The organism is Pontibacter sp. E15-1 (genome assembly GCF_022601975.1).
Taxonomy (GTDB): domain Bacteria; phylum Bacteroidota; class Bacteroidia; order Cytophagales; family Hymenobacteraceae; genus Pontibacter.
Genome location: NZ_JAKVIR010000011.1, coordinates 1 through 20,700, shown reverse-complemented (window position 1 = coordinate 20,700; position 20,700 = coordinate 1). Strand labels below are relative to the sequence as shown.

21 protein-coding genes and 1 other RNA gene are annotated in these 20,700 nt (G+C 52.4%); 13 read left to right on the top strand and 9 right to left on the bottom strand.

Annotated features, from left to right (window positions below):
• Positions 1–30: 30 nt before the first annotated feature.
• The gene (locus tag MKJ04_RS09085; RefSeq protein ID WP_241641295.1) at positions 31–741 is read left to right on the top strand and encodes an SIMPL domain-containing protein; all 711 of its coding nucleotides are present in this window, start codon (positions 31–33) and stop codon (positions 739–741) included.
• 66 nt (positions 742–807) lie between these two features.
• Here the strand turns inward: MKJ04_RS09085 and MKJ04_RS09080 are convergent, their stop codons facing one another.
• Complete coding sequence (locus MKJ04_RS09080) at positions 808–1,800, bottom strand: hypothetical protein (RefSeq protein WP_241641294.1); 993 nt, start codon at positions 1,798–1,800, stop codon at positions 808–810.
• Positions 1,801–2,090: 290 nt separating this feature from the next.
• On the opposite strand from MKJ04_RS09080, the gene MKJ04_RS09075 reads away from it, so the two are divergent.
• Entirely contained in the window at positions 2,091–2,387 is a 297-nt protein-coding gene (locus MKJ04_RS09075; protein WP_241641293.1) for a hypothetical protein, read from the top strand.
• A gap of 109 nt (positions 2,388–2,496) precedes the next feature.
• Here MKJ04_RS09075 and rnpB read toward each other — a convergent pair.
• From rnpB to MKJ04_RS09050, 5 genes are all read right to left on the bottom strand, one after another.
• An RNA gene (gene rnpB / locus MKJ04_RS09070) (RNase P RNA component class A) lies at positions 2,497–2,942 on the bottom strand.
• Between the two features lie 110 nt (positions 2,943–3,052).
• Positions 3,053–4,006, bottom strand: coding sequence for a Smr/MutS family protein (locus MKJ04_RS09065; RefSeq protein ID WP_241641292.1), 954 nt, complete (start codon positions 4,004–4,006; stop codon positions 3,053–3,055).
• A 165-nt stretch (positions 4,007–4,171) separates the two neighbouring features.
• On the bottom strand, positions 4,172–5,083 hold the full coding sequence (locus tag MKJ04_RS09060; RefSeq protein WP_241641291.1) for a DUF2279 domain-containing protein: 912 nt from the start codon (positions 5,081–5,083) through the stop codon (positions 4,172–4,174).
• 141 nt (positions 5,084–5,224) lie between these two features.
• The gene (locus MKJ04_RS09055) at positions 5,225–6,523 is read right to left on the bottom strand and encodes a cryptochrome/photolyase family protein (RefSeq protein ID WP_241641290.1); all 1,299 of its coding nucleotides are present in this window, start codon (positions 6,521–6,523) and stop codon (positions 5,225–5,227) included.
• A 176-nt stretch (positions 6,524–6,699) separates the two neighbouring features.
• Complete coding sequence (locus MKJ04_RS09050; protein WP_241641289.1) at positions 6,700–7,419, bottom strand: SDR family NAD(P)-dependent oxidoreductase; 720 nt, start codon at positions 7,417–7,419, stop codon at positions 6,700–6,702.
• A gap of 335 nt (positions 7,420–7,754) precedes the next feature.
• Between MKJ04_RS09050 and MKJ04_RS09045 the strand changes: the two genes are divergently transcribed.
• Entirely contained in the window at positions 7,755–8,051 is a 297-nt protein-coding gene (locus tag MKJ04_RS09045) for an antibiotic biosynthesis monooxygenase family protein (protein WP_241641288.1), read from the top strand.
• Between the two features lie 342 nt (positions 8,052–8,393).
• Here the strand turns inward: MKJ04_RS09045 and MKJ04_RS09040 are convergent, their stop codons facing one another.
• A complete protein-coding gene (locus MKJ04_RS09040; RefSeq protein WP_241641287.1) occupies positions 8,394–8,726 on the bottom strand; it encodes a tetratricopeptide repeat protein in 333 nt (110 codons plus the stop codon).
• A 67-nt stretch (positions 8,727–8,793) separates the two neighbouring features.
• Here MKJ04_RS09040 and MKJ04_RS09035 point away from each other — a divergent pair, with 67 nt between their 5' ends.
• The 4 genes from MKJ04_RS09035 to MKJ04_RS09020 all read left to right on the top strand — a co-directional run bounded on the left by MKJ04_RS09035 (position 8,794) and on the right by MKJ04_RS09020 (position 12,536).
• Positions 8,794–9,534, top strand: coding sequence for an electron transfer flavoprotein subunit beta/FixA family protein (locus MKJ04_RS09035; protein ID WP_241641286.1), 741 nt, complete (start codon positions 8,794–8,796; stop codon positions 9,532–9,534).
• Between the two features lie 2 nt (positions 9,535–9,536).
• The gene (locus MKJ04_RS09030) at positions 9,537–10,511 is read left to right on the top strand and encodes an electron transfer flavoprotein subunit alpha/FixB family protein (RefSeq protein WP_241641285.1); all 975 of its coding nucleotides are present in this window, start codon (positions 9,537–9,539) and stop codon (positions 10,509–10,511) included.
• A gap of 13 nt (positions 10,512–10,524) precedes the next feature.
• Complete coding sequence (locus MKJ04_RS09025) at positions 10,525–11,127, top strand: bifunctional nuclease family protein (RefSeq protein WP_241641284.1); 603 nt, start codon at positions 10,525–10,527, stop codon at positions 11,125–11,127.
• Between the two features lie 104 nt (positions 11,128–11,231).
• On the top strand, positions 11,232–12,536 hold the full coding sequence (locus tag MKJ04_RS09020; protein ID WP_241641283.1) for a NupC/NupG family nucleoside CNT transporter: 1,305 nt from the start codon (positions 11,232–11,234) through the stop codon (positions 12,534–12,536).
• A 93-nt stretch (positions 12,537–12,629) separates the two neighbouring features.
• Here the strand turns inward: MKJ04_RS09020 and MKJ04_RS09015 are convergent, their stop codons facing one another.
• Positions 12,630–13,430 carry an ABC transporter ATP-binding protein gene (locus tag MKJ04_RS09015; RefSeq protein WP_241641281.1) on the bottom strand — a complete coding sequence of 267 codons (801 nt, stop codon included), beginning with the start codon at positions 13,428–13,430 and terminating at the stop codon, positions 12,630–12,632.
• A gap of 16 nt (positions 13,431–13,446) precedes the next feature.
• A complete protein-coding gene (locus MKJ04_RS09010) occupies positions 13,447–14,178 on the bottom strand; it encodes an MlaE family ABC transporter permease (RefSeq protein WP_241641280.1) in 732 nt (243 codons plus the stop codon).
• 112 nt (positions 14,179–14,290) lie between these two features.
• On the opposite strand from MKJ04_RS09010, the gene MKJ04_RS09005 reads away from it, so the two are divergent.
• The 6 genes from MKJ04_RS09005 (at position 14,291) to dnaN (ending at position 20,626) form a co-directional block, all read left to right on the top strand.
• Positions 14,291–14,998: an SDR family oxidoreductase gene (locus MKJ04_RS09005; RefSeq protein WP_241641279.1), complete on the top strand. Its 708-nt coding sequence runs from the start codon at positions 14,291–14,293 to the stop codon at positions 14,996–14,998.
• 76 nt (positions 14,999–15,074) lie between these two features.
• Entirely contained in the window at positions 15,075–15,779 is a 705-nt protein-coding gene (locus tag MKJ04_RS09000) for an SDR family oxidoreductase (RefSeq protein WP_241641277.1), read from the top strand.
• Between the two features lie 173 nt (positions 15,780–15,952).
• Positions 15,953–16,864, top strand: coding sequence for a gliding motility-associated ABC transporter ATP-binding subunit GldA (gene gldA, locus MKJ04_RS08995; RefSeq protein WP_241641276.1), 912 nt, complete (start codon positions 15,953–15,955; stop codon positions 16,862–16,864).
• A gap of 107 nt (positions 16,865–16,971) precedes the next feature.
• Positions 16,972–17,700 carry a gliding motility-associated ABC transporter permease subunit GldF gene (gene gldF / locus MKJ04_RS08990; protein ID WP_241641274.1) on the top strand — a complete coding sequence of 243 codons (729 nt, stop codon included), beginning with the start codon at positions 16,972–16,974 and terminating at the stop codon, positions 17,698–17,700.
• Entirely contained in the window at positions 17,694–19,394 is a 1,701-nt protein-coding gene (gene gldG, locus MKJ04_RS08985; RefSeq protein ID WP_241641273.1) for a gliding motility-associated ABC transporter substrate-binding protein GldG, read from the top strand. The genes gldF and gldG overlap by 7 nt, the downstream gene beginning before the upstream one ends.
• Before the next feature lie 107 nt (positions 19,395–19,501).
• The gene (gene dnaN / locus MKJ04_RS08980; protein WP_241641271.1) at positions 19,502–20,626 is read left to right on the top strand and encodes a DNA polymerase III subunit beta; all 1,125 of its coding nucleotides are present in this window, start codon (positions 19,502–19,504) and stop codon (positions 20,624–20,626) included.
• Positions 20,627–20,700: the final 74 nt, after the last annotated feature.

Below are 20,700 nucleotides of genomic sequence, written 5' to 3'. Positions count from 1 at the left end.
TTGCCGAAACCATTTAAAACCGCATGACATATGAAAAAAACGAAACTATTGACTGTCCTCTTTTTGATGTTTTTGGCAGTACAGGCGCAGGCGCAGCAACTGCCTCTGCCGCCGCTTGTCAGTGTTACAGGCACCGGCGAGGTACGGGTGCCGCCTACTGAGGTAATCGTGAACCTGGGTGTTGAAACCAGAGAGCCCACGCTTGAGGCTGCCCGCACCCAAACCGATAAGAAAGCAGCGGCCATTATCCGCTACCTCAAAAAACAAGGACTTGAAGACAGAGACATCCAGACCTCCTACGTCACGTTACAGCCCATTTATAGCGGCCCGGAGTATGGTCGGATAAACCCAAGCGCATACCTGGCCCAGAAAACCATGACGATCAAAATCAGGAAGCTAAACAAGTTTGATGAGGTGCTGGCAGGCATTTACGAAGTGGGCGTGAACCAGATTAACGGTATAAACTTCCAGGTGGCCGACGTAGAGAAATTTAAGGCGGAGGCCAGAAAACGCGCCGTTGCAGATGCCAAGCAGAAAGCCGTAGCGCTCACCTCAGAGCTGGGATCCAAACTTGGTCGTGTATACTCAATCCAGGAAAGCGATGGAGGAGGCGGGCCGAGGCCGATGTATAAAATGGCCATGATGGAGTCGGCGGCATACGATGCTTCCGGCGGACCCACCATAGCAGCAGGGGAGGTGGTGGTCACCACCAACGTCAGCGTTAGTTTTATTATCGAATAGGCAGACTTTAGCAGAGAAGCTGCAGGGGCACCGATTGATTGTCGGTGCCCCTGCAGCTTTTATACTTTACTTTCTGAACTGAACGATAGGCCTGAAGCCTTGCGCTTCAGTTGTTAAAAAGCTCAGGGGTTGTTGCGGCGTAGCCATGATTTCCTGCTCACGTATACCCCAGGGCTTCAGCATTTCCTCTAGCATGTGGGCATATGCTGTCATGTCCCAGGGGTTGAAGATCTCGTTCCGGATATCATCAATCAGCGTGTCCAGCACGAGGTGATCGTCGTCTGGCTTTGGCGGGCGGATAAAATACTCAGGCACCACGTTAAAGATATAGGCGGCATAAAATACCCTCGCCTTGAACTCAGCTACCTGAATAGGGTGGAGTTGCTGCCCCTGCGTCAGGCGGTATAATTTGCCCATCGCCTGCTGTATGATCCCGTTGTCGAGCAGCGAGCATACGATCACCACGCTTCCCAGCTTGATACTAAAGGCCATGGTCGTCAGCTCATCCTGATACTCAAATGGCAGCTCGTCTTCCAGCGGGTGCACATCCAGCAAAAAAAGGGAACACGGCAGAAAGTCTGAGAACATCATCGGGACCCGCAACGACTGCAGCACTTGAAAAAAGGACCCGAACCTGCCCAGCATTCTGGGGTCCTCGCTCACAGCGTACTGCGGCAGCATCAACGGATTCATTTCCTTAATCAGCTCTGTTACCAGTGTGCCATAGTACATTTTTCCTATCCACTGAAAAAGCCGCTGCTGGTCGAGAGCCCTTAGGCCCTCTATGCCCTGGGCGGCGGCACTTTCTATCTCTGTCTCCAACGGCAACAGATAATGGGTATGGCAATGGTCGCAGCAGGGGATGGTGAGCTCGCCAAAAGTAGTCACGCTCTTGTCAAGCAACAACAGCTCTTTCTGTTGCAGGGAATAGCGCTGTTGCAGCCAATCGGCAAACACCGGGGCGCGTTGCTCGGGGGTGATGGATGCGCCACACAGGAAGCAGTGCTTGTCAGTAAACTGCATCTTCTCGAAGGGGTCGTACAGCGTCAGGTCGGTCATAAGCGGGTTTCAGGTATGGCTGCAAAGATATAAAGCCTTGGAAAGACTTCCGAATTTGAATCTATACCTGTATTGAGTTGAAATATTATGTTAATCCAAGTTGCGATTTACAAAAGCTGGATAAATCTTTCTTCCTGATTTACCCACCCCTGCCCCTCCCAAGAGGGGAATTTTTCAGTATACTAGGACTTTCCTACTTAGTGGGTATGGTTTATATATAGCAGTACTCTTGCTCTTTGAGATTGAGAAACGACGCCTATAGTAGTGCCTTTAAATTTCATCTGGCCGGTATGATCTTTAAGCCTAATAACCTAAGCCTACTGGCAGGAGTGAAATTGATTAATTTAAAAGAAAGCAGTATCTGTGCGGATCAATATGATAGAGGTGTTATTTTGTGCCCATCAATATCGCCACTTATACCAATATCAATTGATGATTGCACACAGCCTTGCCTTTCAAATAGTGCAATTCCCCTCTTGGGAGGGGTAGGGGTGGGTTATTTTGCACTTCCATATGCGCAGAATCTATTTGATATCGGTATTACTTTAAAAGCCACACCGTATAGAATCGGTCATTTGCCGGGATAATTCCCCGCATTGACCTGTGTTCACCTGATCAAAAATCGGAATTTGAGGAATAGGATGCGTGTATAACACGCCCGGCCATACCGATGGCCGCATAATCCAGGAGGAAAAAAGTAACAGCAAGCCTATAAGCCGGGTCCTGTTCCCGACGGATCGGGATCTTATCATTTATCTAGGCCTGCACTCGCGCACAGGCTCCATCGACCTACCCACTGACATCGGACGAGCAGCCCTTAGCCTCGCCGAAGCGAGACGCTGTCAGCCTATTTGGTCTTTCAACTCCTAAGGTTTACCCAGCCGGACTGGTCACCCAGCCGCTGGTGCGCTCTTACCGCACCTTTTCACCCTTACCCTTTTTCAGTGAACAGTTATCCATAAACAGTTACCAGAAAACTGATCGCTGTCTATTATTCCCTGCTTACTGCGAAGGGCGGTTATTTTCTGTGGCACTGGCTGTATCCCGCTTGCGCAGGACCCTTCCCGTTAGGAAGTAGGATGCTCTATGTTGCCCGGACTTTCCTCCCCGAAAGCTTTCGGGGCGATAAGACGGCTTGCTGCTATTTTTTGTAATGCAAAGATAGGGGTTTGAGTTCCGAGTTCCGAATGATGGGTTCCGAGTTTTTTTCAACCAGACCTTTAACTCGGAACTTGTAATTCGGAACTCGGAACTACTTAAGTTTTACCAACGTGGCGCCATAGCCGAATTTCTCTTTGTGGGCGTCCTCGAAAAATTTAATGCCAGGGGTGCGGCTCAGGATTTTCTGGATCTCCTTTCGCAGCACGCCGTTTCCGGCACCGTGTATAAACACAATCTCGTGCATGTTGGCGGCCAGGGCGCGGTCCAGGCTGTCCTGAAATTTTTCCAGTTGCGTTTTCAGCATCGCGCTGTTGCTCATGCCGCTGTAGTCTTCCAGTAGTTTTTCGATGTGCAGGTCAATCTCGTGTTCCGGGGCCTGCAGCTTAAAGTTTGGGTGCTGGGTGGTAGCGTCTATCAGCTGCTCCGTTATCTTGTCGGTGTTCACGACCACTGGCTTTTGGTCGAGCTGGAAGACGTAGCCTTCCTTGTTAAGGACAGGCACGGTCTTTTTGCTTTTGTAGAACGAGCTGGCCTTAAACTGCACCTTTTTTGTCGTGGGCTCATATAGGGTAGGGCTGCCGTTGCGGTGCTGCACAAACTGCACAACCAGGCCAGGCCATTTCTCAAAGTCCTTTAAGTGATAATGGGTGATCACGCGCGTTGTCTTTGGGGTCAGCCTATCGTTCTGGAGCCCACGGTAGTTGCCTTCCCGCTCCTCGCCGGATGTGAAAAGCACGTCGTGATCGGTGTTGTTGATCACCGTCACGGCCAGCAGCTCATCAGACTGGTGCACCAGGGCCAGGTATATACCCTGCGCGACCAGCACTGGGGCAGCGATCTCCTTTTTTACGGTCGGTTTGATCCCCTCGTCGTTGTTCCTGACAAAAGCGGATTCCTCGGCCGCGATCACCACAATCTCGCGGCGCGCCACCGGAATCGTGAAATCGTTGTCGATGGCAACCTCTACTATATTATTATCTAAAATGCGGGTAATGATGCCTTCCTCACGGCCAGACATCAGGCGCACACGGTCTCCTACGTTCATGGTTTCGTTATTCGTTAATCGTTGTCAGCGGATCGCTCTATAGTATGTATAAACAATCTTGGCGATGCCTTACTCTAATGCAAAGGTACGGATTTAAAGCGTCATTTGGCCTGTTACAGCCGCAAGCCAGTGGTTGCCGGGGAGGTTTATATAGACAGAGCGCTTCTAGAAGTAGAGTGGGTGCAGCCTCAGGCCGTCTTTGCGGTTATACTCCAGCGCCGGTGCAGGCACTTTCACGATGCTCAGGATGTATAAGGCGGTGTTAAGTACCTTGCTTCGCCCCTTAAAATGCATCAGGTTGAGGTCGGGGCTCAGGTAATATTGGCGATGCGCTGAAAAGCCAGCGGCCTGGTTGCTCGGTTCGTGGTTATACACCATCTCCTCAGCGCCATACCCTACCGCAATGTTCAGCCACTTCGGGTACTTGCTTTCCGCTTTCACAAAAGCGCCAATATCCGCTGAGAGCCAGTACGTCTGCCCGTTGTAGTCCTTCAGCGCACGCTCTCCAAGGCTGCTTCCCAACACATTGGGCCGGACTGCGGCGTAGCGGGTGGTATGGAAAGAGAACTTGGGCATGATCCGGACTTCATGCCAGGCCAACTGCTGCGCCACCACGGCGGCGGAGCCTGCTGCGTTGGCCACCACGTCACCGACGGAGGCACCGTATGCCGGCTGGTAGCCGTCGAAGATCTCGATGGGGGTTTGCAGCAGCAGGCCGGTGAGGCCACCGATGAGAATGGCTTTTTTTTCCGGCACCCCGGCCCAACGCAGCATGTCTATACCTGCCCGGCTCTCGTGGAAGGCTCCCCAAAAATGGCCTGCCTTGTCCATATTACGCCACTCGCGGTTGTCGTTGAAAAAATGGAAACTTGTCCGTTCTTCGGTGTACCAGGAGTTGTTCAGAGAAACGAGCAGGGCAGTGTAACCGGCTGTAAAGGCAGTGCCCATCACGAGCAAGCGCTGCTTGTTCACCGCATTGGCTGTGGTGTCGAGTAGGGGGGAGGCTAGCCCGTTGAGTGGCTGCAGCAACAGGAGGGCCGCCAGCCAGCCGAAGAACACAATTTTGCGCTGGAGCATCTGCAATATTATACAACTTCAAGCGCATCCCAAAATACAGGTATCCTGGAGTGTATGGCTGAGGCCTCCTGTAAGGTGCAGTCAGGCAGTCAGTTCTCCGTAAATCTCATGGATACTGCCTTATATTGCCTGGCGGAATACTTATAGGGTATAGGCGATTGATTTTTTATAGGCTGCTAGGGCCCTGTCCCGGGCCTCGGCGTGATCAACCATGGGGGCAGGGTAGGCGGAAGTCCCAAACTCGGGCACCCAGCGCTTGATGTAGCGATGGTCCTTGTCAAATTTTTTCACCTGGCTGTCTGGGTTGAAGATGCGGAAGTAAGGCTGCGCGTCAGCCCCAGTGCCAGCGGCCCATTGCCAGTTTCCCACGTTGCTGGCTTGCTCGTAGTCCAGGAGCTTTCCGGCAAAGTACGCCTCGCCCCAGCGCCAGTCGATCAGCAGGTCTTTCACCAGGAAGCTGGCCACCACCATGCGCACGCGGTTATGCATGAAGCCCGTTGCATTCAACTCCCGCATTCCGGCATCCACCAGCGGGAAACCCGTCTTCCCATCGCACCACAGCTGAAACTCCTTCTCATTGCTGCGCCAATCGATATGCCTGAACTTCTGGGCGAAGCTCTCCTCCGCCGACTCGGGGAAATGAAACAGGAGCTGCATAAAAAATTCCCGCCAGATGAGTTCCTGCAGCCATGTGTCGTTGTGCTGCAGCGCGAGTTGCACCGCTTGCCGAACGCTTACCGTGCCAAAGCGCAGGTGCGGACTCAGGCGGGAGGTGGCATCGAGGGCAGGCAGGTTCCGGGTTTTGTCGTACTGGCGCAGCACGGTTTCCGAGAGGCTAGGCGATGGGGTTGGGATTTCAGCGGCAGCAAAGCCGATATCGGCAAGCGTTGGCAGCGTGGTGGCAGGGTGCGGCTGTAGCCCGTGCAGTTGCTCCTCCGAGGGGTATGGCGTGGCCATCGACTCCGTGAAAGCGGATTTCCAGGCATTTTTGTAAGGAGTATATACTTTGTACGGTGTGCCGCCTTTCGTCAGGATCTCGTCTTGCTCAAAGATAACCTGATCTTTATACCCCCTGAAAGCAATGCCTTTGCCTAACAGCTGTTTAGTCACCTCGCTGTCGCGCAGCCGCGCATAGGGCTCATAGTCACGGTTTGTGTATACCTCCTGTAAGGGGTATTCCTGCAGGAGTTGCGCCATCACCTCCAGTGGCCTGCCATGACGCACTAACAGCGTGCTGCCACGCTGCTCCAGTTGCTGGTGTAAACTGGTGAGCGTTTGATGTATGAACGTGATTCTGGCATCGTGTGGGTCGCTCAGTTTTGTCAGGATGTCGCTATCGAAGATGAACAAAGGCAAAACAGGCTGGCCGCTCGCAAGAGCGTGCGAAAGTGCCGAATTATCGTGCAGCCGCAGGTCGCGCCTAAACCAGAAAAGTACCATGACAGGTGTTACTAGGGGTATGAGAGGTATAAAACTGAAATTGGACGCGCTTTAGGGTGGCGCCAGAGAAAGTAGGCAGCTTCAATTTATAGAATGCTTTTGAATGAACGACTGTGTCTACTTACGGTGGAATGTACGGGGGGATAGCTATATATCATTTGCTTCATTTAGAACAATTAGAACAACTTGACGGAACCCATGCCGCCATCGACGTGCAGGATTTGCCCCGTCATCCAGCTGGCATCCTCAGAAAGCAGGAAAGCAGCCGCAGCGGCCATGTCTTGCGGCTGCCCTACGCGCCCCAGGGGATGCCGTTTGGCGGAAGCGGCAGCTTTATCCGGGGAGTTAAGCAGGGACTGGGCAAGGGGAGTGTCGGTGAGAGACGGGGCGATGGCATTAAAGCGGATAGCGGCAGCGGCATACTCTGCGGCCAGAGCCACAGTCAATCCCTCCAGCGCAGCTTTGGCCGCGGCGATGGAAGCGTGATACGGCATACCCAGTGTGGCCGCCACGCTGCTAAACAGAACTACGCTTGCACCATTGGCTTTGCGGAGAGAGGGTATAACTGCCTGCAACACCTGCACTGCGCCCAGCACATTTAACGCATAATCTTTCTGAAAATCCTCGGGAGTGAGCCTTTCAAAAGGCTTCAGGTTTATACTGCCGGGGCAGTATACGAGGCCGTGTAGCGGCGACGGGAGTTGTGCGGAGAAGCCCTTGTCGAACTGCAGCACATCCAGCTGCACATGCTGCAGGCCGAGCGCAGTCCCTTCGGGAGAGTTTTCCCGTGAGGCGATGATCACCTGTACGCCATTTTCTTTTAGCAGGCGGGCTGTTTGCAGCCCGATGCCGGAGGTGCCGCCTACCACCAGGATAGTTTGTCCTTCTAGCTTCATATTGCTTTGTTAACACAACATGTTCCTTTTTGTTTCGGCCACTATTGGTGCAACAAATACAGCAATCCGGCATACACGGCGTGTTTGCATCTCTCAATCCCTCAAAAGCAAAGCACCCGTATTTTGAGCTCGCTTTCAGGCATGTATGAAAGAACACGTAAAGGCAAAGCGTTTCGGAAAAGATTTTATTTTATGCTTGAGTGGTCAGGAATTTGATTTTCCGCCTCGTTTTAGCTGTCTTTGTAGTATATTAACCTCTTTGCATCACGTGTTGATCTGCAGTTGCGCTTGCGCCCTCTCTGGAAAAGACCTGATGTAATCCAAACTCCTAACTTATGTTTATAGCATTAAGCACCTTTACCATCGCCAATGATATGGCAGCGCAGGTGAAAGAAGCTTTCGTCAACAGGCCACATCTCGTAGACAGTGCACCTGGCTTTGTGCGGATGGAGGTACTCAGCCCTCAGGACAACCCGGCCGAGATATGGCTGCTGACCTATTGGACCGATGAGGACAGCTATTCCGTTTGGTATAAAAACCATATGCGGGAGTCCCATCAGGATGTGCCTAAAGGGCTGAAGCTCGTGCCCAAAAGCACCAAAGTGCGTTTCTTCGAGCATGTGGGCGCTTAAGCGAAGCATGTCTGTAGCCCCGTTATGGTCCTGATGAAGGGTATAGACAGGAGGCACTAAGACAGAAGAGAGGCTTTCCGGGCTCAGGCTGATCTGTTTGTGCATCCCTTAAGCCGGCACTTACATTAGCGATTTTCATCAGAAAACCCATACCGCAAACGCTTTCCATAGCTAGTGGTATGGGTTTTCTCTTGTTATAAATCTAGGGCGTTGCGGAAATAGGGAGTAACGGGAATACCCGCCTAAATAGCCCTGCCCTCCAGGGAAAACGCAGCATTTGGAAATGTGCTGCATGCATACTATATTTGAGGTAAAGCCATTTGCGGATGAACAGGTAGCCGATCAGTCATCTTCATAATCCAGGCCCATCATTTTGTTGTAGGCTTGCTGCAGTTCAGAGAAAGCATGGAGGTTTCCTTCCTGACGGCTGATTTTCATGCCTTTTTTGTACGTCTGCTCGGCTATATCGTTTTGGCCCATCTCTTCGTACAGTTTAGCAGCGTGGTAGTAAGTACCCACATAATTCTCGTGCTCAGTAAGCAGCTTCTCATAATAGGAGCGTGCCTTCTCCTGATCTGCACTGCGATATTCCGTGGCGATGGCATACAACGTAAAGGGGTCGTTTGGGTCGTCTTCCAAAAATTTGAAGAGCTGCTCAAGTCTGCTTTCGTTCATTTCCAATTGGCTATATTTTAATTAACTTCGCACAAATCTAAAATTTTTAAAGCTAACATTTCTACTCATGAAAATATTAGTTTGCATTAGTAACGTTCCGGATACGACGGCCAAGATTAACTTCACGGCCGATAACAGGGAGTTTGACAAAAACGGCGTACAGTTCGTTATCAACCCCTGGGATGAGTACGCCCTCACCAGGGCCATCGAACTGAAAGAAGCTAAAGGCGGCACCGTGACGGTGCTGAATGTGGGCGAGGCCGACACCGAGCCCAATATCCGCAAAGCCCTGGCTATCGGGGCAGATGATGCCATCCGCGTGAACGCCTTCCCAAAGGACTCTTTCTTTGTGGCCCAGCAAATTGCCGCCGTGGCCAAAGAAAACAGCTACGATATCATCCTGATGGGCAAAGAGTCGATTGACTACAACGGTTCTCAGGTACACAACATGGTGGGGGAGCTTCTGGGCATACCATCGGTAGTGCCGGCCTTTAAACTGGACATGGTGGATGACGCCACTGCCCGACTGGAGCGCGAGATTGAGGGCGGAAAAGAAGTGGTGGAGGTAAAGCTGCCTTTTGTGGCAAGTGCCCAGCAGCCCATGGCTGAGCCACGCATCCCGAACATGCGCGGCATCATGACGGCCCGCACCAAACCGCTGAAAGTAGCCGAGCCGGTAAGCGCCGACGTGAAAGCAGACTATATCAACTACAGCAAGCCCGAGAAAAAAGGCGGCGTGAAGATGATCGAGCCTGAGAATGCCGGTGAATTGATTACATTATTGAGAAACGAAGCTAAAGTACTATAGGTATGTCTGTATTAGTATTTGTAGAAGGCCTGAACGGAGAGATCAAGAAATCGTCGTTAGAGGCGGCCACCTATGGAAGTCAGGTGGCGCAGCAGTTGGGGACCACGGCCACGGCAGTGGCCATTGGCGAAGTGCACCAGGAGGCTTTGACCAAACTTGGAGAGCAGGGAATCAGCAAAGTGCTGTACGACGGTGACGCGCGCCTCAGCCAGTTTGTGGCGGATGCCTATGTAAAAGTGATTGCCAAGGCAGCAGGGCAGGAGAGCGCCAAAGTGCTCATCTTCTCTAACTCCAACATCGGGGCGGCTATCGGCGCCAAGCTGGCAGTGCGCCTGAATGGGTCGCTGGCCACCAACGTGACGGAGTTGCCTAAAACAGACGGCGGCTCCTTTACCGTAACCCGCGGGGTGTTCTCGGGCAAGGCATTTGCCGAGGTAGCCCTGACCGGCGACCTAAAAATAATTGCCATTAAGAAAAACTCTATCGATATTACAAACTCCGGCGGAACAGCCACCGTAGAGACGCTGGCTGCCGATCTGGCTGACAGCGACTTTGTGGGCGCACCGAAGGAAACGGTGATGCAGGAGTCTGACGGGGTGTTACTGCCTGAGGCCGAGATCGTTGTATCCGGTGGGCGCGGGATGAAAGGGCCGGAGAACTGGCACCTGATCGAGGACCTGGCCAGTGCCCTTGGCGCGGCCACTGCCTGTTCCAAGCCCGTGTCTGACATGGACTGGCGGCCGCACCACGAGCACGTGGGACAGACTGGTATCACCGTAAGCCCGAATTTATACATCGCGATAGGCATCTCCGGCGCCATACAGCACCTTGCCGGAGTTAACTCTTCTAAAGTGATTGTCGTTATAAATAAGGATCCGGAAGCACCGTTCTTCAAAGCCGCGGATTATGGCATTGTGGGCGACGCTTTCGAGGTTGTACCGAAACTGATTGAAGCTGCGAAAGCTTTAGACAAATAGATTAAAAGAAACTGTGGAGAAAATTCAGTTAGAGATTCTTGGTCTCTCATCAAGCCAGTCTCAGACAGGCTCGTTTGCACTTGTGCTCGGAGAAAGAGAAGGGAACCGAAGGTTGCCGATCATCATCGGTATGTTTGAGGCGCAATCTATCGCCATACAGATAGAGAAGATTAATCCAAACCGCCCCCTCACGCACGATTTGTTTAAGACGTTTGCCGAACACATGGATGTGGCGATAACGGAAATCCTGATTTCTGATTTGAAGGAAGGTGTGTTTTACTCTAAAATCATGTGTACCGACGGGACCAGGGAGTTTGAGCTCGACTCGCGCCCTTCCGATGCCATTGCGATCGGGCTGCGCTTCGGCGTTCCGATTTATACCGTGGAGAGTGTGCTGTCTGAGGCGGGCATCATCCTGAGTGATCTGGAGGACGGGGATGAGGAAAACGAGGAAATGACAGTGAAAAGCACTTCGTCCACTACCTCCTCAAGTGCCAAAGAGTCGTTGAGCCAGACATCGGTGGATGAGCTGAACAAGCTGCTAAACGATGCCCTGGACAAAGAGGACTACGAGCGAGCCGCCAAAATCCGGGATGAGCTGAACAAGCGTAACTGATCCATACCCTATCTTATTAAAACAAAAGTCCTGCGCCAAGGTGGCGCAGGACTTTTGTTTTAATAAGATATAAACTCTACTTTTGGCAAATTTTTCCCCTTAGCATGTATGAAATTTTAAGAGGAGTGATTGGTCTGCTCGTCCTGCTGGCTATTGCGTTCCTGTTTTCAAAAAATAAAAAACTTATAGATTGGAAGCTTGTCGGCTTCGGTGTTTTCCTTCAGGCTTTGTTTGGCGTGCTTGTAACGCAGGTGCCGCTGGTGGCAGACGGCTTTGCCACCGTCAGCCGCGGGTTCGTGACATTCCTTGATTTTTCGCAGGCAGGGGCGCAGTTTCTATTTGGCAACCTGGCTAACCCTTCCGATAACGCCGGCCTGGGCTTTATTTTCGCCTTCTCGGTTCTACCTACCATCATCTTCTTTTCCACCGTATCATCGGGGTTATACTACCTGGGCATCCTTCAGAAAATTGTATTCGGCATTGCCTGGGTAATGTCTAAAGGCATGCGCCTATCAGGTGCCGAAAGCTTGTCTGCCGCGGGCAACATTTTTCTGGGGCAAACCGAGGCTCCTCTCTTGGTGCGCCCTTTTATCGGGCGCATGACGCGCTCCGAGCTGATGTGCCTCATGACTGGCGGCATGGCAACGCTTGCAGGAGGGGTATTGGCTGCCTACGTATCTTTTTTGGGGGGTGATGACCCGGCCCAAAAGGCGGTTTTCGCGGCTCACTTGCTGACGGCTTCCATCATGAACGCCCCTGCCGGGATTGTGCTGGCCAAGATACTTGTGCCGGAAACGAATCCCGAGCATATCACCACCAAGCTGGAGATGAACGAAGAGCAGCTAGGGGTAAACCTGATTGACGCTTTGTCGAGAGGTGCCGCAGATGGCTTAAAGCTGGCGGCCAATGTGGGCGGGATGCTGCTGGCCTTCATCGCGGTCATCGCCCTCGTCAACTACCTGCTCACCGATATGATCGGGGTATGGACTGGCCTTAACGAGTGGGTGGTAACCAGCACAGGCGGCAGCTTTCATGGCTTCTCGCTGCAGTATATCCTGGGCCAGATTTTCCGGGTGTTTGCCTTTATCATGGGCGTGCCCTGGGTAGACACGCTGCAGGTTGGAAGCTTGCTTGGCCAGAAAACAGCCATCAACGAGTTTGTGGCTTACCTTGACCTTGCTGAGATGAAAGCCGCTGGCAGCCTGGGGCCCAAGTCTATCGTAATGGCAACGTATGCGCTTTGCGGTTTCTCCAACTTCAGTTCCATCGCTATCCAGATCGGGGGCATTGGCAGTATGGCACCAAGCCAGCAGGGCAATCTCTCTAAGCTTGGCTTCCTGGCGCTGCTGGGAGCCTCTCTGGCCTGTATGATGACCGCAACACTCGCGGGGATGCTGTACGCGGTATAAGGTAAGCTAGCTTATACATTTCATACCCCCATCACACAGAAGGCCCGGCTGCTATAGCCGGGCCTTCTGTGTGATGGGGGTATGAAATAAGTTCTAAGGTTTTACAGGCGATGTAGCAGGCTCGTGGCTTTCTTCGCTTTCCTCCACTTTTTTGGCGTCCCGCATCAGGCGGTTTGCAAAAATGAACTCCTGAAGTTCCTTTACGTCTGAATCCATAATGGTGTCGCTGGTGCCTTCCCACAGCTTTTTGCCCTGGTAGAGGAACATGATGTTGTCGCCTATCTCCATTACCGAGTTCATGTCGTGGGTTACGATGATGGTAGTGATGTTGAATTCCTGGGTAATCTCCTTGATCAGTTCATCTATTTTGAGTGAGGTAAGCGGGTCGAGACCGGAATTTGGCTCATCACAGAAAAGGTAGGTACAGTCTGTTGCGATAGCGCGCGCAATGCCCACCCGCTTTTTCATACCGCCGCTAATTTCGGAGGGCATTTTTTTGTTGGCGTTTTCTAGCCCAACGCGGTTCAGGCAAAAGTTCACCCGGTCCATGCGATCGCTCCTGGAAACGTCTGGGGTCAGCATTTTCAACGGAAACGCGACGTTCTCCTCTACCGTCATCGAGTCGAAGAGGGCCGCGCCCTGGAACAGCATGCCAATTTTACGGCGGATTTCCTGCCGGATGTCCAGCTTGTTGTTGGTAAAGTAAGTGCCGTCGAAGGTTACGCTCCCGATATCGGGCTTTACCAGGCCAACAATGCACTTGAGCAAAACGCTTTTGCCTGTGCCGCTGGCCCCCAATAATAGGTTTGTTTTCCCGGTTTCAAACACGCCGCTGATGCCATCCAGCACCTTCACGCCATTGAAACTCTTATGTATGTTGTGTATTTCTATCATAATTGAAAAATCTGGCTCAGAGCAGCAACTGCGCTAAGATAAAGTCAGCGATCAGAACTGCGATCACGCCGTTTGTAACCGCAGTCGTGCTGGCCGCACCCACTTCCAATGCTCCGCCCGAGGTAAAATATCCCCTAAAAGAGGAAATGGAGGAGATGAGGAACGCAAACACGACAGACTTGATCAGGGCGAACACGATGTTGTACGAGATGAAATCCTCACGGATACCTGTTATATACTCCTGAGCGGTCAGGGCGCCAGATAAGGTGCCCGCCAGGTAACCGCCCGCAATGGACAGGAACATGGCCAGGATCACCAGCAGCGGGAACATGAGCAGGGCGGCGATCACTTTCGGCAGCACCAGATAGGAGGCAGAGTTTATACCCATTACCTCGAGGGCATCCACCTGCTCGGTGATCTGCATTGTGCCAAGCCCGCCCGCAATGCTGGAGCCTACCTTACCGGCAAGCACGATAGAGGTAATGGTTGGCGCCAGTTCCAGGATCGTCATCTCACGGACCATAAAGCCAATGGTGGAGCGTGGTATAAAGGCATTGTTCAGGTTATAAGCCACCTGCACACAGGTTACGGCCCCAATAAAGGTGCTGACAATAGCTACAATGAAAATGGAGTTGATGCCAATCAGGATGGCCTCGTCGATTGTTCTTCTGAAAATAATGCGGGGCGACTCACTGCGCGTGAAGAGGCTCGACATAAAGAGTAAATACTTTCCGAAATGTTGCAGCATAGGGGTTTTAGAAGCTGTTTAATCATGCGTTTGTGCAGGATGATGCGCAAAAATACTGTTTAATACCTATATTACGTTTAAAATAGGAAAACATATAAAGCCTTACATAGCTATGCAAAAATACATTTTGGTGACAGGCGGTACCAAAGGAATCGGCAGAGCCGTAATCGAGCAGTTTGCCAAAGAGGGGTATCATATCATCACCTGTTCCCGAAACGAAAAGGACTTACAAAAGTTAAAGCTGGAGATAGAACAAGCCTACACTTTCTCGAAAGTATTTTACCGGGAGACGGATCTAAGTGACAGGAAGTCGCTCAAGCTGTTTCTGGGTTACGTGCGGGAGTTGAACGTGCGCGTGGACGTGCTGGTGAATAACAGCGGCCTTTTTATACCCGGCAAGATAACCGAAGAAGATGAGGAGGCCCTGCCATACATGATTCAGACAAACTTGTACAGCGCTTATTTTCTCACCAAAGGCCTTGTGCCAGACATGATCAAGCGCCGCTCCGGCCACATTTTTACGCTGTGTTCTACGGCCAGCATCACCCCATACATCAATGGCGGCTCATACTGTATCTCTAAGTTTGCGCTCTACGGCATGACCAAGGTGCTCCGCGAGGAGCTGAAGGAGCATAACGTGCGCGTCACGGCTATCTTGCCTGGGGCCACACTTACGGCCAGCTGGGATGGGGTGGACCTACCTCCGGAACGGTTCATCAAGCCTGAGGACGTGGCGATGGCCATGTTTAACGCCTATGCCTTGTCTGAGAACAGCGTAGTGGAAGAGCTCCTGATCCGGCCCCAGTTAGGTGACCTGTGAGCACACACATTTAGATTTTCGAAAGCGAAACCTAAACTTGCTCTGATTTATATCCAACCCAAAGATTTTAAGACAGATGGAAATAGCAAATAAAATAGCCGTGGTGACAGGCGTGAGCAAAGGCATTGGCCTTGCCACCGTGGAGCTTCTTTTAGCGCAAGGCATGAAGGTAGCCGGGTGGGGGAGGACAGCCCCCGAGGTAGCGCACGCCAACTTTCACTTTGTTGCCTGCGATGTGCGCAACCACCAGGAGGTGCAACAGGCATATGAGCGTACGGTCAGCCATTTCGGTGGATCGGTGGCGGTGCTGGTGAACAACGCAGGGCTGGGCGTGACCGGTAAACTGGACGAAATGTCGGTGGAGGACTGGCAGCTTATGTTCGACACCAACGTGCACGGCGTCTTTTATAGTTCTCGCCTCGTGATTCCGGGTATGAAAGCGGCTGAGGAAGGGCACATTATCAATATCTCCTCCATCGCCGGCACTACCGGTATCGAGCAGATGTCGGGCTACTGCGGCACCAAGCATGCGGTACGCGGCATATCCCACTCACTGTATAAGGAAGTGCGCGAGTACGGTATAAAAGTGACCTGCATCTACCCCGGCTCAGTCAAAACCAATTTCTTCGATAACATCGACAGCGTGACGGTGAGCGACAACATGATGCGCCCCGAAGACATCGCCTCCACCATTCTGCATGTGCTGCAGTCGCACCCCAATTACCACCACGTGGACATTGAAGTGAGGCCGCTCATGCCGAAAGGGAAGCGGCAGCAATAGCGTAAGAGTGGAACGGCTTTTGTAGCTTTGCACGTCCGATTGCGCCGTTACGAAGTGCACACGGAGGTGTTGCTACAGCGCAGAGCGGGATGGTATACTGTACTGCCGTTTTTGCGCAGCCATACCCCACCTGTAGGATTTAATTTGAATAGAGGCTCATTTAATGTATTGATTTGTCGGTCGAAGTAAAGCATCTTTCTAAGATATATGGGACACAGCATGCCGTGGACGATGTTTCGTTTACGGTGGAGCAAGGGCAAATCGTGGGTTTCCTGGGGCCTAACGGTGCCGGCAAATCCACCACCATGAAGATTGCCACCTGCTACCTGCCGCCGAGTGCCGGCACCATACTGGTGAATGGGCACGACGTGGTTCAGGACCCGATGGCCGTGCGCCGCATCGTGGGCTACCTGCCGGAACACAACCCGCTGTACCTCGACATGTATGTGCACGAGTACCTGCAGTTTGTTGCGTCCATCTACGGTCTGAAAGGACGACGCGGCAGAGACCGTGTGCAGGAGATGGTGGACCTGTGTGGGCTCACGCTGGAGCAGGGCAAAAAGATCGGGGCATTGTCGAAAGGCTACCGCCAGCGGGTGGGGTTGGCCCAGGCCCTGGTGCATGATCCGCAGGTACTGATTCTGGATGAACCCACAACCGGGCTGGACCCAAACCAGATCGTGGAGATACGCGCGCTCATCAAACGAATCGGGCAGAACAAAACCGTCATCTTCTCTACCCACATCATGCAGGAGGTGGCCGCCATCTGCGACCGGGTCGTGATCATCAACCGGGGGAAACTGGTGGCCGACAGCGACGTGGCCAGCCTGCAGGAAGGGAATAAGCAGGAGAAAGTGACATTGGTGGAATTTGAGCAGTCCGTAGAAACGGAGCTGTTGCAACGCATTCCCGGCGTGTTGCGCGTCGATCAGGCGCAGGGCCATACCTACCGCATTACCTCGGAGCAGGCGGCAGACATCCGCTCCAGCGTTTTCCGGATTGCGGCAGAGCAAAACTGGCCCTTGGTGGGGCTGCGCCAGGAGGAAAACTCCCTGGAGAAGATATTCCAGCAATTGACTAAGTAATCAGAAATTCAAAATTAAAGATTAGAAAAGTTGAGTAGAGGCAAAGGACTTACGGAGTTCAGTACTTCCATTTTAACTTCTAATGCATAGTTTTTAAGTTGAAATCAATGCTCTCCATTTTAAGAAAGGAATTCAACAGCTTTTTAAATTCGCTCATCGCCTACATCGTCATCACGGTTTTTCTGGTGGCCATCGGAATGTTCATGTGGGTGTTCCCGGAAAGCAGTGTGCTGGAGTATGGCTTCGCCGATATGCAAACGCTTTTCAGCATGGCTCCCTGGTTGTTCCTTTTCCTCATACCGGCCATCACGATGCGCATGTTTGCCGAGGAAAAACGCGAAGGAACTATTGAGCTGCTGCTGACGAAGCCCCTGACAGACATGCACCTTATACTGGGAAAGTACTTCGCTGCTCTCTTGCTGGCCATCTTCGCGCTGCTGCCCACGCTGCTGTATTATTGGGCCATTTATCAGTTGGGCAACCCGCCCGGCAACATCGACTCGGCTGCGGTGTTCGGTTCCTACATCGGCCTCGTTTTTCTGGCAGGTGTGTTTGCCGCGATTGGGGTTTTCGCCTCGTCCGTCTCAGACAATCAGATCATCTCGTTTGTGCTGGCGGTTTTCCTGAGTTACATCATCTATACCGGCTTCGACCTCATCGCCTCTATACCCTTCTGGGGGAGGTATAGCTACACGGTAAGCCAATTGGGGATTTCATACCACTATGCCGCCATCAGCAAAGGCCTCCTCGACTCCCGCGATATTCTTTATTTCCTGAGTGTGATTGCCGTCATGCTATTGGCCACCAAACTTGTCCTGAAAAGTAGAAAATGGTAACGGTAACGACAGTGCAGCAAAAATCCAAAAGCAAAAGCGACATACTGCGGTTCGTGTCGTGGGTAGCGGCAATTATCCTGCTGAACGCGCTGGCAGGCGCAGCCTTCTTCCGGATAGACCTGACGGCCGACAAGCGCTATACCATTGCTCCCGTAACCAAACAGATGCTCGGAAACCTGCAGGAGGAAGTGGTGGTGGACGTATACCTAGAGGGCGACTTTCCGGCGGGCTTCAAGCGCTTGCAGCAGTCCGTGCGCGAGACCCTGGATGAGTTCCGCATCTACTCCGGCGGAAACCTGCGCTATAACTTTATCGACCCCAACGCGATAACAGACAAAACCCAGCGCAATGAGTACATCGCCTCCCTGGCGAAAAAAGGAATCATCCCCACCAACGTGAAGGCCACTGAAGAGGGCAAGCAGGTCGAGCGGCTGGTTTTCCCGGGGGCGGTGGTGCGCTACAAGGGCAAGGAGACGGCTGTGAACCTGCTCAAGGGCAACCTGTCCGCCTCCCCTGATCAGCGCCTGAACCAGTCGGTGGAGGGTATAGAGTATGAACTGGCCTCAGCCATTCGGAAAACAGCCTTTCAGGGGAACAAGGTCATCGGCTACATCACGGGGCAGGGCGAACTGGAAATGCAGCAGGTGACCGACCTGCTTGGCTCGCTGCAAGAGTATTACCGTGTGGCACGAGGAGAACTCTCGGAGATACCGACCTTGAAAGGGCTGGACCTGATTATCGTGGCCAAGCCGACCTCCCAGTTTACCGAGCTGGACAAGTATAAAATCGACCAGTTTATCATGAACGGCGGCAAGGCGGTCTTTTTTGTGGATGCCATGAACGCGAACATGGACAGTGCGGCGGCAGGGGGTATGTTTGCCATTCCTTATAACCTGAATCTGGATGACCTGCTGTTCCGGTATGGCGTGCGCCTGAACCCAACGTTGGTAATGGACCTGAACTCTGGGTTTATACCCATGGTGACGGGTTATCTGGGTGACAGACCGCAAACAGAGATGATCAACTGGCGATTCTATCCGCTGCTCAATAACTTCAGCAAGCACCCCGTAACGCGCAACCTGGACGCTGTTTATACCAGGTTCGTGGGCACGATAGACACCGTGAAGGCCGATGGCATACGCAAGACCCCACTGGTTTATACCTCTGCCTATTCCAGGGTGCTGCAGCCTCCGGTGCCGGTTACGCTGGAGGAGGCTCGGATGGAAGTGAACCCCGAGCTTTTCAGGGCGGGGCCGCAGCCTGTAGGCTATCTGCTGGAGGGTAAGTTTACGTCTCTCTTTAAAAACCGCAGGGCGCCGCAGGGAGCGCAGGAACAACAGGTGAGAGGGGAGGGGGCAGTGACAAAAGTTGCCGTGTTCTCAGATGGTGACCTGGTCCGTAACGAAATCAACCCCCGCACGGGGCAAGCCTATGCGCTAGGCTTCGATCGCTACAACAACATCACGTTTGCAAACCGGGAGCTGGCCCTGAACACGATCCATTACCTGCTCGACGCGAAAGGGCTAATCAACGTGCGCAGCAAAGAAATCCAGTTGCGCCCTCTGGATAAAGTGAGGGTAAAAGAGGAAAAGACCTACTGGCAACTGCTCAACCTGGTGGCCCCCATTTTGGTGCTCGGCCTGTTTGGCGTGGCGCGCTTTTACCTGCGCAAACGCAAATACGAGCGCTTTTAAATTTTATACGCCTCTGCTACAACCTGACAGCAAAAAGGAGTGGCGAAAGGGATAGGAGAAATGCGAAATATTTATAACTTTGTCCTAATAACATTATAGGTAAAATAATGAAATTCATCGTCTCTTCTTCTGCTCTCCTGAAGCAGCTTTCCAGCATAAACGGCGTGGTAACTAATAATCCGGTGGTGCCAATCCTTGAGAATTTTCTGTTTGAGATAAACAACGGAACGCTCACCATCACAGCCAGTGATCTGGAGACATCCATGATCACGGAGCTGGCCGTGGAGGCGAAGGAGAATGGCCGTATCGCCGCTCCCGCTAAGATTCTGCTCGAAACGCTGAAGAACCTGCCGGATCAGCCGGTGACCTTCACCATCGACGAGGAGACCTATACCATTGAAATCAGTTCTTCGAACGGCCGTTACAAACTGTCCGGTGAGAACGCCACTGATTTTCCGCGGGTACCAGTTGTACAGGGCGCAAACGCCATAACCATACCCTCCAACGTTCTGGCCAGGGCAATCAACAAGACGATTTTCGCGGTAAGCACCGACGAGCTTCGTCCGGCCATGACAGGTATTTTCGTGCAGCTACGCTCAGATAATGTGACGTTTGTCGCCACCGACGGGCACCGCTTGCTCCGTTATCGCCGCACCGACGTGGGCACGGCGCAGGAGGCTTCTCTGATCATACCTCGCAAGGCGTTTACCTTACTTAAGTCCACGCTTCCTTCCGAGGCCACCGAAGTGCGCATGGAGTTTAACCAATCCAACGCCTTCTTTACTTTTGATAATATCCGAATGATCTGCCGCTTGATTGACGAAAGATACCCGGATTATGAGAACGTGATACCGGTGCAGAACCCCAACAAACTGGTGATTGACCGTCAGGACCTATTGAGCTCCGTAAAGCGCATCTCTATATATTCTAACAAGACCACGCACCAGATCCGCCTCAAGCTAAACGGATCTGAGCTACAGGTTTCGGCCGAAGACCTTGATTTCTCGAATGAGGCAAATGAGCGCCTTGCCTGCCAGTATGAAGGCGAGGACATGGAGATCGGGTTTAACGCCAAGTTCCTGATGGAAATGCTAAACAATATCGATTCAGACGAGATCACGTTTGAGCTGTCTACACCAAACCGCGCAGGCTTACTTATGCCGATTGTGAGCGAGGACAGCGAGAATGTGCTCATGCTGGTTATGCCAGTAATGCTGAATAACTACGTATAACTCAAGTTGTGTGGTAGGCTCTAAAGGTAAAAAGAAAAATGGTTGGCTAACAAGAAGCCAAGCACCTTTAGCAG

Excerpts from the sequence above, each read along its gene's own strand:
- MKJ04_RS09085 (WP_241641295.1), top strand. The coding sequence starts at position 31 with ATGAAAAAAACGAAACTATTGACTGTCCTCTTTTTGATGTTTTTGGCA.
- MKJ04_RS09080 (WP_241641294.1), bottom strand. The coding sequence starts at position 1,800 with ATGACCGACCTGACGCTGTACGACCCCTTCGAGAAGATGCAGTTTACT.
- MKJ04_RS09075 (WP_241641293.1), top strand. The coding sequence starts at position 2,091 with ATGATCTTTAAGCCTAATAACCTAAGCCTACTGGCAGGAGTGAAATTG.
- MKJ04_RS09065 (WP_241641292.1), bottom strand. The coding sequence starts at position 4,006 with ATGAACGTAGGAGACCGTGTGCGCCTGATGTCTGGCCGTGAGGAAGGC.
- MKJ04_RS09060 (WP_241641291.1), bottom strand. The coding sequence starts at position 5,083 with ATGCTCCAGCGCAAAATTGTGTTCTTCGGCTGGCTGGCGGCCCTCCTG.
- MKJ04_RS09055 (WP_241641290.1), bottom strand. The coding sequence starts at position 6,523 with ATGGTACTTTTCTGGTTTAGGCGCGACCTGCGGCTGCACGATAATTCG.
- MKJ04_RS09050 (WP_241641289.1), bottom strand. The coding sequence starts at position 7,419 with ATGAAGCTAGAAGGACAAACTATCCTGGTGGTAGGCGGCACCTCCGGC.
- MKJ04_RS09045 (WP_241641288.1), top strand. The coding sequence starts at position 7,755 with ATGTTTATAGCATTAAGCACCTTTACCATCGCCAATGATATGGCAGCG.
- MKJ04_RS09040 (WP_241641287.1), bottom strand. The coding sequence starts at position 8,726 with ATGAACGAAAGCAGACTTGAGCAGCTCTTCAAATTTTTGGAAGACGAC.
- MKJ04_RS09035 (WP_241641286.1), top strand. The coding sequence starts at position 8,794 with ATGAAAATATTAGTTTGCATTAGTAACGTTCCGGATACGACGGCCAAG.
- MKJ04_RS09030 (WP_241641285.1), top strand. The coding sequence starts at position 9,537 with ATGTCTGTATTAGTATTTGTAGAAGGCCTGAACGGAGAGATCAAGAAA.
- MKJ04_RS09020 (WP_241641283.1), top strand. The coding sequence starts at position 11,232 with ATGTATGAAATTTTAAGAGGAGTGATTGGTCTGCTCGTCCTGCTGGCT.
- MKJ04_RS09015 (WP_241641281.1), bottom strand. The coding sequence starts at position 13,430 with ATGATAGAAATACACAACATACATAAGAGTTTCAATGGCGTGAAGGTG.
- MKJ04_RS09010 (WP_241641280.1), bottom strand. The coding sequence starts at position 14,178 with ATGCTGCAACATTTCGGAAAGTATTTACTCTTTATGTCGAGCCTCTTC.
- MKJ04_RS09005 (WP_241641279.1), top strand. The coding sequence starts at position 14,291 with ATGCAAAAATACATTTTGGTGACAGGCGGTACCAAAGGAATCGGCAGA.
- MKJ04_RS09000 (WP_241641277.1), top strand. The coding sequence starts at position 15,075 with ATGGAAATAGCAAATAAAATAGCCGTGGTGACAGGCGTGAGCAAAGGC.
- gldF (WP_241641274.1), top strand. The coding sequence starts at position 16,972 with ATGCTCTCCATTTTAAGAAAGGAATTCAACAGCTTTTTAAATTCGCTC.
- gldG (WP_241641273.1), top strand. The coding sequence starts at position 17,694 with ATGGTAACGGTAACGACAGTGCAGCAAAAATCCAAAAGCAAAAGCGAC.
- dnaN (WP_241641271.1), top strand. The coding sequence starts at position 19,502 with ATGAAATTCATCGTCTCTTCTTCTGCTCTCCTGAAGCAGCTTTCCAGC.